This window comes from Streptomyces sp. NPDC056224, from assembly GCF_042267665.1.
Classification (GTDB): domain Bacteria; phylum Actinomycetota; class Actinomycetes; order Streptomycetales; family Streptomycetaceae; genus Streptomyces.
The window spans coordinates 106,363-119,200 of the sequence record NZ_JBHJTK010000008.1; the positions used below are offsets into that span (position 1 = coordinate 106,363).

A 12,838-nucleotide genomic window follows, 5' to 3' on the forward strand; every position below is an offset into this window, starting at 1 on the left:
AGAGATACCGATGAGCCGTTCCGCGCACCCCGCCGGGCCCCGCCACGCCGATGTCCTGCCCGAGGGGCACTACTCCCCGCCGCCCGCCGACCTCAACGCACTCGACGAGAAGGTCTGGGCCCGGACCGTCACGCGTGACAGCGAGGGCGTCGCCAGCGTCGGCGGGATCGAAGTCACCCGGCTCGCCGAGGAGTTCGGGACGCCGGCCTACTTCCTCGACGAGGAGGACTTCCGGGCGCGGTGCCGGGCCTGGGCGCACGCCTTCGGCAAGGACGCCGACGTCTTCTACGCCGGGAAGGCGTTCCTCTCCAAGGCCGTCGTGAAGTGGCTCAAGGAGGAAGGGCTGAACCTCGACGTGTGCTCCGGCGGGGAGCTGGCCACCGCGCTCGCCGCCGGGATGCCCGCCTCGCGGATCGCCTTCCACGGCAACAACAAGTCCGAGGGCGAGATCACCCGCGCCATCGGGGCCGGCGTGGGCCGGATCGTGCTCGACTCCTTCCAGGAGATCGCCCGCGTCGCGCACATCGCCCGTGAGCTGGGCGTACGCCAGCCCGTCCAGATCCGCGTCACCGTCGGCGTCGAGGCGCACACCCACGAGTTCATCGCCACCGCCCACGAGGACCAGAAGTTCGGCATCGCCGTGGCCGACGGCTCCGCCGCCGAGGCCGTACGGCGCGCCCTCGGCCACGACAGCCTCGAGCTGCTCGGCGTCCACTCGCACATCGGCTCGCAGATCTTCGACATGGCCGGCTTCGAGGTCTCCGCCAAGCGCGTCGTACGACTGCTGGCCGCCGTACGCGACGAGCACGGCGTCGAGCTCCCCGAGATCGACCTCGGCGGCGGCCTCGGCATCGCCTACACCTCCGGCGACGACCCGAGCGAGCCGCACGAGATCGCCAAGGCGCTCACCGAGATCGTGGCCCGCGAGTGCGAGTCCGCCGGCCTGGCCGCGCCGCGCATCTCCGTCGAGCCCGGCCGCGCCATCGTCGGCCCCACCGCCTTCACCCTCTACGAGGTCGGCACCATCAAGCCGCTCGAAGGGCTCCGTACGTACGTGAGCGTCGACGGCGGGATGTCCGACAACATCCGGACCGCCCTCTACGACGCCGAGTACTCCGTCGCCCTCGTCTCGCGCACCTCCGAGGCGGAGCCGATGCTCGTCCGCGTCGTCGGCAAGCACTGCGAGAGCGGCGACATCGTCGTCAAGGACGCCTTCCTCCCCGCCGACCTCGCGCCCGGCGACCTCATCGCCGTCCCCGCCACCGGCGCGTACTGCCGGTCCATGGCCAGCAACTACAACCACGCGCTCCGCCCGCCCGTCGTCGCCGTGCGCGACGGACAGGCCCGCGTGATCGTCCGCCGCGAGACGGAGGAAGATCTCCTGCGCCTCGACCTCGGATGATGAAATAGACATCTCAGTCAATGGACCGAAGGTGGAAACTGCTGTCCATTGAGTGAGACTGGTTCCCACCCCGCGCGCAAGCCGCGCGCGGGGTACTGATGGAAGATCGAAAGGCGTAGGTCGATGATGCGTACGCGTCCGCTGAAGGTGGCGCTGCTGGGCTGTGGAGTGGTCGGCTCGGAAGTGGCCCGCATCATGACGACGCACGCCGACGACCTCACGCAGAGGATCGGTGCGCCCGTCGAGCTCGCCGGCGTGGCCGTACGGCGGCCCTCCAAGGTGCGCGAGGGCATCGACCCGGCGCTCATCACCACCGACGCGACCGCCCTCCTCAAACGCGGCGACATCGACATCGCCATCGAGGTCATCGGCGGCATCGAGCCCGCCCGTACGCTCATCACCACCGCCTTCGAGAACGGCATCTCCGTCGTCTCGGCGAACAAGGCGCTGCTCGCCCAGGACGGCGCCGCGCTGCACGCCGCAGCGGAGGCCCGGGGGCTGGACCTCTACTACGAGGCCGCCGTCGCCGGCGCCATTCCGCTGGTCCGTCCGATGCGCGAGTCCCTCGCGGGCGACAAGATCAACCGCGTCATGGGCATCGTCAACGGCACGACGAACTTCATCCTCGACAAGATGGACTCCACCGGGGCCGGCTACCAGGAGGCGCTCGACGAGGCCACGGCCCTCGGGTACGCCGAGGCCGACCCCACGGCCGACGTGGAGGGCTACGACGCCGCCGCCAAGGCCGCGATCCTGGCCGGCATCGCCTTCCACACCCGGGTCCGCCTCGACGACGTCTACCGCGAGGGCATGACCGAGGTCAGCGCCGCCGACTTCGCCTCCGCCAAGCGCATGGGCTGCACCATCAAGCTCCTGGCGATCCTGGAGCGCGCCGCCGACGGGGAGTCGGTGACCGCGCGCGTGCATCCGGCGATGATTCCGCTCAGCCACCCCCTCGCCTCCGTCCGCGAGGCGTACAACGCGGTCTTCGTCGAGGCCGAGGCCGCCGGGCGGCTCATGTTCTACGGGCCCGGCGCGGGCGGTTCGCCGACCGCGTCCGCGGTCCTCGGCGACCTCGTCGCCGTCTGCCGCAACAAGCTCGCCGAGGCAACGGGGCCGGGCGAGTCGGCGTACACCCAGCTGCCGGTCAGCCCCATGGGGGACGTCGTCACCCGCTACCACATCAGCCTCGATGTGGCGGACAAGCCGGGCGTCCTCGCCCAGGTGGCGACCACCTTCGCGGAGCACGGTGTCTCCATCGACACCGTCCGTCAGCAGGGAAAGGACGGCGAGGCCTCCCTCGTCGTCGTCACTCACCGCGCACCCGACGCCGCCCTCTCCGGGACCGTCGAGGCGCTGCGGAAGCTGGACACCGTCCGCGGTGTCGCCAGCATCATGCGTGTTGAAGGGGAGTAAGGACCCATGAGCAGCAATCGCACCCACCAGTGGCGCGGCATCATCGAGGAGTACCGGGACCGCCTGCCGGTGACGGACACCACTCCCGTGGTCACGCTCCGCGAGGGCGGCACTCCTCTCGTTCCCGCGCAGGTGCTGTCCGAGCGCACCGGCTGCGAGGTCCACCTCAAGGTCGAGGGCGCGAACCCCACCGGGTCCTTCAAGGACCGCGGCATGACCATGGCGATCTCCAAGGCCAAGGAGGAGGGTGCGCAGGCCGTCATCTGCGCCTCCACCGGCAACACCTCGGCCTCGGCCGCCGCCTACGCGGTGCGCGCCGGGATGGTCTGCGCGGTGCTCGTGCCCCGCGGCAAGATCGCGCTCGGCAAGATGGGCCAGGCCCTCGTGCACGGCGCCAAGATCCTTCAGGTGGACGGCAACTTCGACGACTGCCTGGACCTGGCCCGCGCGCTCTCCGACAACTACCCGGTGGCGCTGGTCAATTCGGTCAACCCGGTGCGCATCGAGGGTCAGAAGACGGCCGCGTTCGAGATCGTCGACGCGCTCGGTGACGCACCCGACGTCCACGTGCTGCCCGTCGGCAACGCCGGCAACATCACCGCGTACTGGAGGGGGTTCAAGGAGTACAAGGCCGACGGCCTGGCCTCCCGTACGCCCCGCGTGTGGGGTTTCCAGGCCTCCGGTTCCGCGCCGATCGTGCGCGGCGAGGTCGTCAAGGAGCCGCACACCATCGCCACCGCGATCCGCATCGGCAACCCGGCGTCCTGGGACTACGCCCTGCAGGCCCGTGACGAGTCGGGCGGCTTCATCGACGAAGTGACCGACCGTCAGATCCTGGCCGCCTACCGGCTGTTGGCCGCACAGGAGGGTGTCTTCGTCGAGCCCGCCTCGGCCGCCTCCGTGGCCGGTCTGCTCAAGGCCGCCGAGCTGGGCCTCGTCGACCCGGGCCAGAAGATCGTATGCACCGTCACCGGCAACGGCCTCAAGGACCCCGACTGGGCGGTCGCCGGTGCTCCGCAGCCCGTCACCGTTCCGGTGGACGCCGAAGCCGCGGCCATCCGCCTCGGCCTGGTCTGAGGCCGGCCGGGGCCGGGTTCCGGAGGCCCGCAAGGTCCTCCGGAACCCGGCAACTCGCCCCGTACGACGACAAAAGTGCGGCTGAAGGCCGCGGTACCCGCGACACGCATCGTGCGCCTCCCGTGCGCCCTATGTCGCGAGAGAACCTTCCTTCGATAGGCTGTACTTACATCCGCCACCGCGCATATGACTGCGGTGCTGCCCACAGGGCCTTCGGGTGTCGTACGTTCTCCAGTACATTCGCAGCGAGCCAGCGAAGAGCGAAGATCTCGCACAGTCACAAGGAGTGTCATCGGACGATGGCCGGTCCAGCGTTCCGCGCCGCCGCCGTACGGGTGCGCGTCCCCGCCAGCAGTGCCAATCTCGGCCCGGGCTTCGACGCCCTGGGCCTGGCCCTGGGGCTCTACGACGACGTGGTCGTCCGGGTGGCCGACTCCGGCCTCGACATCGACATCGCGGGTGAGGGCGCCGACACCCTCCCGCGGGACGAGAGCCACCTGCTCGTACGCTCCATGCGCACCGCCTTCGACCTGCTGGGCGGGCAGCCGCGCGGCCTCGAGGTGGTCTGCGCCAACCGCATCCCGCACGGCCGGGGCCTGGGCTCCTCCTCCGCAGCCATCTGCGCCGGCATCGTCGCCGCCCGCGCCGTGACCATAGGCGGAGAGGCCAGACTCGACGACGCGGCGCTGCTGGAGCTCGCCACCGAGATCGAGGGCCACCCCGACAACGTCGCCGCCTGTCTGCTCGGCGGCTTCACGCTGGCCTGGATGGACGGCGGCAGTGCCAAGGCGATCCGGATGGAGCCCGCCGATTCCATCGTTCCGGTGGTCTTCGTCCCCTCCAAGCCCGTCCTCACGGAGACCGCGCGCGGCCTGCTGCCGCGCACCGTCCCGCACGTGGACGCGGCCGTCAACGCAGGCCGCGCGGCACTGCTCGTGGAAGCCCTGACCAGGCGCCCCGAGCTGCTGCTGCCGGCCACCGAAGACCGGCTCCACCAGGAGTACCGGTCCCCGGCGATGCCCGAGAGCGTCGCACTCGTGAACCGGCTGCGGGCGGACGGCATCCCCGCGGTCATCTCCGGCGCGGGCCCCACGGTCCTCGCGCTGGTCGACAACGGCGCGGCCGACAAGGTCGCGCAGCTCGCGGGCGAGGGGTGGGCGGCGAACCGGCTCGCCCTCGACGCCGCGGGCGCGAGCGTACTTCCGCTGGGTACCCAGGGCGGCTGAGTCAGGGCCGGTCGGGGGCGGGCGGCCAGGGCAGGCCGCCCGCGCGGAAGGGCGCGATTGCCGGTGATTGAGAGGGGGAATATCTGTTGGATCCGGTAGTGTTAGTCTCAAGTGCGCATCCGAAGCCGCCATGGCTCGGTGCTCAGTGTCCCCATTCGGGACCACCTCTCTTCCGGGAGCCTCCCCGACTGCTTTGATCACTCCAGCAGTTTCGAGCACGCTCCGGAATCGGCGTGACTTTCCCACGCTTCCAGCTCGGGGGCTTCTCGCCGGAACCACCCATGCACGTTTCTCTCCGCCGTATCTCTACCGGCGGACCACCGCCCCGGCACAGTCCATGACCCATCAAGTAATGGACTGTTGTCGGACAGCACAACCGGTCGCCGAGCCAGACAGGCCGACGTCCGCTCCAGGGAAGGACCCTTCGTGAGCGACACCACCGATCTGATGGGCGCTGCCGACGCATCTGTCGACACCAGTGCCCCCGCCGCGGGCGCCGCACCCAAGCGTCGCCGCACCGGCACCGGCCTTGACGGCATGGTCCTGGCCGAGCTGCAGCAGGTCGCGTCGGGCCTCGGCATCAGGGGCACCGCGCGGATGCGCAAGAGCCAGCTGATCGAGGTCATCAAGGAGACGCAGGCAGGTGGCGCAGGTGCGTCCAAGGCCGCCTCCGCCGCCGCGGGCGCCGCCGAGGCCAAGCCGAAGCGCCGTGCCACCAGCAAGGCCCGTACGGGCGAGGCCGCCGCCGAGGCGCCCGCCGAGAAGCCTGCCGCGCAGGCGCAGATCGACATCCCGGGGCAGCCGGCCGGAGGCCCCTCCCGCGTGAGCGAAGCCGGAGAAGACGCCCCGGTCGGCGAGCGCCGCCGCCGCCGGGCCACCGCGCCCTCCGGCAGCCCGGAGGCCTCGGCCCCCGTCGCCGTACAGGTCGAGCAGAAGACCGAGACCGCCAAGGCCGAGGCCGTCAGCGCGCCGCAGACGGACGTGAAGGCCGAGGCGGCCACCGCCGTCTCCGCCCCCGCGCAGGACGGCGAGGGCCGTGGCCGTCGCGACCGCCGTGACCGCGCCGACCGCGGTGACCGTGCCGAGCGCGGCGACCGTCAGCGTGACCGCCGCGACCGCGGTGCCAAGGCCGACGAGCAGGGTCAGGGCGGCCAGGGCGGCCAGGGCGGCCAGGGCGGCCAGGTCCAGCAGGGCCAGGGCGCGCAGGGCGGCGGCCGTCAGGACCGCGCCGAGCGCGGCGACCGCCAGCAGCAGGGCGGCCGTCAGGACCGTCAGCAGCAGGGCCGTCAGGACCGCCAGGACAACGGTCCGCAGGACGACTTCGACGACGAGGGCGGCCGCCGTGGCCGTCGCGGCCGCTACCGCGACCGCCGTGGCCGTCGCGGCCGCGACGAGTTCGCCCCGAACGAGCCGCAGGTCGCCGACGACGACGTGCTGATCCCCGTCGCGGGCATCCTCGACATCCTCGACAACTACGCGTTCATCCGGACCTCGGGCTACCTGCCCGGCCCCAACGACGTGTACGTCTCCCTCGCCCAGGTCCGCAAGGCGGGTCTGCGCAAGGGTGACCACACCACGGGTGCCGTGCGCCAGCCCAAGGACGGCGAGCGCCGCGAGAAGTTCAACGCCCTGGTGCGCCTCGACTCGGTGAACGGCATGGCGCCCGAATCCGGCCGCGGCCGACCGGAGTTCCAGAAGCTGACCCCGCTCTACCCGCAGGACCGGCTCCGTCTGGAGACCGACCCGGGCGTGCTGACGACCCGCATCATCGACCTCGTGTCGCCGATCGGCAAGGGTCAGCGAGGCCTGATCGTGGCCCCGCCGAAGACCGGCAAGACCATGATCATGCAGGCGATCGCCAACGCGATCACCACCAACAACCCCGAGTGCCACCTGATGGTCGTCCTGGTCGACGAGCGTCCGGAAGAGGTCACCGACATGCAGCGGTCGGTCAAGGGCGAGGTCATCTCCTCGACCTTCGACCGTCCGGCCGAGGACCACACCACCGTCGCCGAGCTGGCCATCGAGCGCGCCAAGCGCCTCGTCGAGCTGGGTCACGACGTGGTCGTCCTGCTGGACTCCATCACCCGTCTGGGCCGCGCGTACAACCTCGCGGCGCCCGCCTCCGGCCGCATCCTGTCCGGTGGTGTCGACTCGACCGCGCTGTACCCGCCGAAGCGCTTCTTCGGTGCCGCGCGCAACATCGAGGACGGCGGCTCGCTGACCATCCTGGCCACCGCGCTGGTCGACACCGGCTCGCGCATGGACGAGGTGATCTTCGAGGAGTTCAAGGGCACCGGCAACATGGAGCTCAAGCTCGACCGCAAGCTCGCCGACAAGCGCATCTTCCCGGCCGTCGACGTCGACCCGTCGGGCACCCGCAAGGAGGAGATCCTCCTCAACGCGGAGGAGCTCGCCATCGTGTGGAAGCTGCGCCGGGTGCTGCACGCGCTCGACTCGCAGCAGGCGATCGAGCTGCTCCTCGACAAGATGAAGCAGACGAAGTCGAACGCCGAGTTCCTGATGCAGATCGCCAAGACGACTCCGTCGGGCAAGAACGACGACTGACCCGCGTCACGGCGTCACCACAGCCGCCCCCGCCGCATCCGCGGCGGGGGCGGCTGTGCTCTTGCGCACAACCGTCCCGCGCCGAGGGCGCCGTGGAACCCCGAGCGGCGCCCGGCCGTCTCTGTCAGAGACCGCACGGTTACGGCGGCCGCAGATGACCGGGGAAACGGACTTGAGGACCGAGGAGAGCATGAGCGACGACAGCACGGGCAGCGGCCGGCGCGCCGCAGGCCGGCGCCGACGGAAACCGCCGAAGCGCCGCAGGGCCCTCGTCATCGCCGCGTGGAGCGCCGCGGGCGTGGTCCTGCTCGGCGGGGCGGGCCTCGGCTACTTCTACTTCAAGCTCAACGGCAATCTGAAGACCGTCGACATCGACCAGGCGCTCGGCGCCGACCGCCCGCAGAACGTCGACAACGGGTCCATGGACATCCTGGTCCTGGGCTCGGACTCCCGCGGCGGCGCGAACTCCGAGTACGGCCCGGACGACGGCGGCTCCGCGCGCTCCGACACCGCGATGATCGTCCACCTGTACGAGGGCCACGAGAAGGCCAGCGTCATATCGATCCCCCGCGACCTCATGACCGGCCGGCCCGAATGCCCCACCGGCAAGGGGAAGACCAACCCCGGCGGCTCGCGCAAGCAGTTCAACGAGGCGTACACCATCGGCGGGGCCGCCTGCGCGGTCAAGACCGTCGAGAAGATGTCCGGGATCCGCATGGACCACTACGTCGAGGTCGACTTCACGGGCTTCAAGAAGATCATCGACACCCTCGGCGGCGTCGAGGTGACCACCTCGAAGCCGATCAAGGACGAGCTCGCCCACGTGGACCTCCCGGCCGGCCCCAACAAGCTGAACGGCGAACAGGCCCTGGGCCTAGTCCGTACCCGCCACGGCGTCGGGGACGGCGGCGACCTCGGCCGAATACAGCTCCAGCAGGCCTTCATGAAGGCGCTGATCAAGCAGGTCAAGGGCATCGGCCTCTTCGACAACCCCAAGCAGCTGCTCGGCCTCGCGGACACCGGCACCAAGGCGCTCACCACCGACCGGGCGCTCGGTGACGTGAAGTCCCTCATGGGGTTCGCCCAGAGCCTCCAGGGCATCGACGCCCAGGACATGCAGATGATCACCATGCCGGTGACCACGGACGCGATCGACGAGAACCGCGTGGCCCCGCTCAAGAAGGAGTGCAAGCTGGTCTGGGACGCCCTGCTGGCGGACCAGCCCATCCCCGCCGAGGCCACCGTGAACTCCACCGGGGACAAGGGCACGGCGGGCGCCGTCGTCCGGTAGGGAAGCCGGTGCGGAATAGACGGCGACCCCCCTCCGTTGAGGGAGGCGTCCTCAGAATTTTGACAGGCAGCCCGGTCCTGGCAGACTGGTCTGTCGGCCCCGGTTCACGCAGCGCGCAATTCGGCTCCTGCGACCCGGCGCCCTCCCGAATCTAGGAGACACCTTGAAGAGCGAGATCCACCCCCAGTACGTCGAGACCCAGGTCAGCTGCACCTGTGGCGCGTCGTTCACCACCCGTAGCACCCTCACCGAGGGCACCATCCGTGCCGAGGTCTGCTCCGAGTGCCACCCGTTCTACACGGGCAAGCAGAAGATCCTCGACACCGGTGGCCGTGTGGCCCGCTTCGAGGCTCGCTTCGGCAAGGGTGCGGCCAAGAAGTAGCGCGACCCAGGCGCCGGTTTCCGGTCGCTCCCTGTCCACTCGGGGGCGGCCGGACCGGCGCCTTTGTCGTCGTCTAGCCCGTAACCCAGCCCCGTGCGGTACCCCCGCACTTTCACCCCAGGAGTACCCCGATGTTCGAGGCGGTCGAGGAACTGATCGGCGAGCACGCCGATCTTGAGAAGAAGCTCGCCGACCCTTCGGTCCACTCCGATCAGGCCAACGCCCGCAAGCTGAACAAGCGCTACGCGGAGCTGACCCCGATCGTTGCGACCTTCCGCGCCTGGAAGCAGTCGGCCGAGGACATCGAGACGGCCAAGGAGTTCGCGGCCGACGACCCGGACTTCGCAGCCGAGGTCAAGGAGCTGACCCAGCAGCGCGAGGAGCTCACCGAGAAGCTCCGCCTGCTCCTGGTCCCGCGCGACCCCAGCGACGACAAGGACGTGCTCCTGGAGGTCAAGGCGGGCGCGGGCGGCGACGAGTCGGCCCTGTTCGCCGGCGACCTGCTGCGCATGTACCTGCGCTACGCCGAGCGCGTGGGCTGGAAGACCGAGATCATCGACGCCACCGAGTCCGAGCTCGGCGGCTACAAGGACGTCCAGGTCTCCGTCCGCACCAAGGGCGGCAACGGCGCCACCGAGCCCGGCCAGGGCGTGTGGGCCCGCCTGAAGTACGAGGGCGGCGTGCACCGCGTCCAGCGCGTTCCGGCCACCGAGTCCCAGGGCCGCATCCACACCTCCGCCGCCGGCGTGCTCGTCACCCCGGAGGCCGAGGAGGTCGAGGTCGAGATCAACATGAACGACCTCCGCATCGACGTCTACCGCTCGTCGGGCCCCGGCGGCCAGTCCGTCAACACCACCGACTCGGCCGTGCGCATCACGCACCTGCCGACCGGCGTGGTCGCCTCCTGCCAGAACGAGAAGAGCCAGCTCCAGAACAAGGAGCAGGCCATGCGCATCCTGCGCTCGCGCCTGCTGGCCGCCGCCCAGGAAGCCGCCGAGCAGGAGGCCTCCGACGTGCGCCGCAGCCAGGTGCGCAGCGTGGACCGCTCCGAGAAGATCCGTACGTACAACTACCCGGAAAACCGGATCTCGGACCACCGGACCGGTTTCAAGGCGTACAACTTGGACCAGGTGCTCGACGGCGACCTCGACGCGGTCATCCAGGCCTGCGTCGACACGGACTCCGCCGCGAAGCTCGCGGCCGCGCACTGACCCCTGCCTGACCTGCCTGCCCCCCCGCTTCACCCCGTACGACAGCAGCCCGGAGGACCAGCGTGAACTTGCTGCTTGCCGAGGTGGCCCAGGCCACCCAGCGGCTGGCCGCCGCCGGCGTGCCCTCACCGCGCTTCGACGCGGAGGAGCTCGCGGCCTTCGTGCACGGCGTCAAGCGGGGGGAACTGCACCACGTCAAGGACGCGGACTTCGACGCCCGCTACTGGGAGGCCGTCGCCCGCCGCGAGGCGCGCGAGCCGCTCCAGCACATCACCGGCCGCGCCTTCTTCCGGTACCTGGAGCTCCAGGTCGGCCCCGGGGTCTTCGTCCCGCGGCCCGAGACCGAGTCGGTCGTGGACTGGGCCATACACGCCGTCCGGGCGATGGACGTCGTCGAGCCGATGATCGTCGACCTGTGCACCGGTTCCGGCGCGATCGCACTGGCCATGGCGCAGGAGGTGCCGCGCTCGCGCGTGCACGCGGTCGAGCTGTCCGAGGACGCCCTGCGGTGGACCCGCAAGAACGCCGAGGGCTCCCGGGTCACCGTCCACCAGGGCGACGCGCTCAGCGCCCTGCCGGAGCTCGACGGCCAGGTCGACCTGGTGATCTCCAACCCGCCGTACATCCCGCTCACCGAGTGGGAGTACGTGGCCCCCGAGGCGCGCGACCACGACCCGGAGATGGCCCTGTTCTCCGGCGAGGACGGCCTCGACACCATCCGCGGCATCGAGCGCACCGCGCACCGGCTGCTGCGGCCCGGCGGCATCGTCGTCATCGAGCACGCCGACACCCAGGGCGGCCAGGTCCCGTGGATCTTCGCCGAGGAGCAGGGCTGGGCCGACGCCGCCGACCATCCGGATCTCAACAACCGCCCGCGCTTCGCGACTGCCCGCAAGGCACTGCCGTGACCGGCGCGACCCTTCCCGTCACCCCCCTGCTGCTTGAGGAGGCCCGCTGATGGCCCGGCGATACGACTGCAACGACGCGACGGACCGCAAGACGGGCCTGCGCGAAGCCGCATCCGCCGTGCGCCGCGGCGAGCTCGTCGTGCTGCCCACCGACACCCTGTACGGGATCGGCGCGGACGCCTTCAGCCCCGAGGCCGTGAACGACCTGCTCGCCGCCAAGGGCCGGGGCCGCGGCATGCCCACCCCCGTCCTCATCGGCTCCCCGAACACCCTGCACGGCCTGGTCACCGATTTCTCCGAGCAGGCGTGGGAGCTCGTCGACGCGTTCTGGCCGGGGGCGCTGACGCTGGTCGCCAAGCACCAGCCCTCGCTCGCGTGGGACCTCGGCGACACCCACGGCACCGTCGCCGTACGCATGCCCCTGCACCCCGTCGCGATCGAGCTGCTGACCGAGGTCGGCCCGATGGCGGTGTCCTCGGCGAACCTGTCCGGGCACCCGGCGCCGGAGGACTGCGACGCGGCGCGCGAGATGCTCGGGGACTCGGTGTCCGTGTACCTCGACGGCGGGCCGACCCCCGGCATCCAGCCGTCGTCGATCGTCGACGTCACGGGGAAGGTTCCCGTCCTGCTGCGTGAAGGGGCGCTCACCGCGGACCAGCTGCGGGAGGTCGTACCCGACCTCGAGGTCGCCCCGTGAGCCCTGAGGGGCGTGGCATAGCAACGGGGTACCTCCCGGCAGAGGCTGGGGGAGACACCTTCCGCATCCTCCACGTCAGCACCGGCAACGTGTGCCGCTCGCCCATCACCGAGCGGCTGACGCGCCATGCCCTCTCGCACCGCCTCGGCGGCCTCGTCCACGGGGACCTCATCGTGGAGAGCGCCGGCACCTGGGGCCACGAGGGCGCCCCCATGGAGGCGAACGCGGCCGCCGTGCTGGCGGACTTCGGGGCCGACGCGTCCGGGTTCACCGGGCGGGAGCTGCTGGACGAGCACGTCATACGCGCGGACCTGGTGCTGACCGCCACGCGCGACCACCGGGCCCAGGTCATCTCGATGGGGCATTCGGCGGGGCTGCGCACCTTCACGCTGAAGGAGTTCACCCGGCTGGTCCGGGCGATAGATCCGGCCACGCTGCCGCCGCTGGACGACGGCATGGCGGAGCGGGCGCGGGCGCTCGTACGGGCCGCGGCGGCCCTGCGGGGCTGGCTGCTGGCCCCGTCGCCCGACGCGGACGAGGTGTACGACCCCTACGGGGCGCCGATCACCTTCTTCCGCTCGATCGGCGACGAGATCAACCAGGCGCTGGACCCGGTGGTCACGGCCCTGACGGGCGTCACCGCCTCCCGCTGAGCCCGCG

At 71.0% G+C, this 12,838-nt stretch carries 11 protein-coding genes; all 11 read left to right on the plus strand.

Annotated features, from left to right (window positions below; translation table 11 throughout):
• Positions 1-10: 10 nt before the first annotated feature.
• The 11 genes from lysA to ACFCZ1_RS13690 all read left to right on the plus strand — a co-directional run bounded on the left by lysA (position 11) and on the right by ACFCZ1_RS13690 (position 12,831).
• Complete coding sequence (lysA, locus tag ACFCZ1_RS13640; RefSeq protein ID WP_376678551.1) at positions 11-1,402, plus strand: diaminopimelate decarboxylase; 1,392 nt, start codon at positions 11-13, stop codon at positions 1,400-1,402.
• Positions 1,403-1,528: 126 nt separating this feature from the next.
• Positions 1,529-2,818, plus strand: a complete 1,290-nt coding sequence (locus ACFCZ1_RS13645) for a homoserine dehydrogenase (RefSeq protein ID WP_376678663.1) — start codon at positions 1,529-1,531, stop codon at positions 2,816-2,818.
• 6 nt (positions 2,819-2,824) lie between these two features.
• The gene (thrC, locus tag ACFCZ1_RS13650) at positions 2,825-3,895 is read left to right on the plus strand and encodes a threonine synthase (protein WP_376678552.1); all 1,071 of its coding nucleotides are present in this window, start codon (positions 2,825-2,827) and stop codon (positions 3,893-3,895) included.
• 299 nt (positions 3,896-4,194) lie between these two features.
• Complete coding sequence (gene thrB, locus ACFCZ1_RS13655) at positions 4,195-5,121, plus strand: homoserine kinase (protein WP_376678553.1); 927 nt, start codon at positions 4,195-4,197, stop codon at positions 5,119-5,121.
• A 426-nt stretch (positions 5,122-5,547) separates the two neighbouring features.
• Complete coding sequence (gene rho, locus ACFCZ1_RS13660) at positions 5,548-7,689, plus strand: transcription termination factor Rho (protein ID WP_376678554.1); 2,142 nt, start codon at positions 5,548-5,550, stop codon at positions 7,687-7,689.
• Positions 7,690-7,879: 190 nt separating this feature from the next.
• Positions 7,880-8,980, plus strand: coding sequence for an LCP family protein (locus ACFCZ1_RS13665; RefSeq protein WP_376678555.1), 1,101 nt, complete (start codon positions 7,880-7,882; stop codon positions 8,978-8,980).
• Positions 8,981-9,143: 163 nt separating this feature from the next.
• The gene (gene rpmE, locus ACFCZ1_RS13670) at positions 9,144-9,362 is read left to right on the plus strand and encodes a 50S ribosomal protein L31 (RefSeq protein WP_215148851.1); all 219 of its coding nucleotides are present in this window, start codon (positions 9,144-9,146) and stop codon (positions 9,360-9,362) included.
• A gap of 131 nt (positions 9,363-9,493) precedes the next feature.
• Positions 9,494-10,573: a peptide chain release factor 1 gene (prfA, locus tag ACFCZ1_RS13675; RefSeq protein WP_362392970.1), complete on the plus strand. Its 1,080-nt coding sequence runs from the start codon at positions 9,494-9,496 to the stop codon at positions 10,571-10,573.
• 62 nt (positions 10,574-10,635) lie between these two features.
• Complete coding sequence (gene prmC / locus ACFCZ1_RS13680) at positions 10,636-11,481, plus strand: peptide chain release factor N(5)-glutamine methyltransferase (RefSeq protein ID WP_376678556.1); 846 nt, start codon at positions 10,636-10,638, stop codon at positions 11,479-11,481.
• A gap of 49 nt (positions 11,482-11,530) precedes the next feature.
• Positions 11,531-12,178, plus strand: a complete 648-nt coding sequence (locus ACFCZ1_RS13685; RefSeq protein ID WP_376678557.1) for an L-threonylcarbamoyladenylate synthase — start codon at positions 11,531-11,533, stop codon at positions 12,176-12,178.
• Positions 12,175-12,831: a protein-tyrosine-phosphatase gene (locus ACFCZ1_RS13690; protein WP_376678558.1), complete on the plus strand. Its 657-nt coding sequence runs from the start codon at positions 12,175-12,177 to the stop codon at positions 12,829-12,831. The genes ACFCZ1_RS13685 and ACFCZ1_RS13690 overlap by 4 nt, the downstream gene beginning before the upstream one ends.
• Positions 12,832-12,838 lie beyond the last annotated feature (7 nt).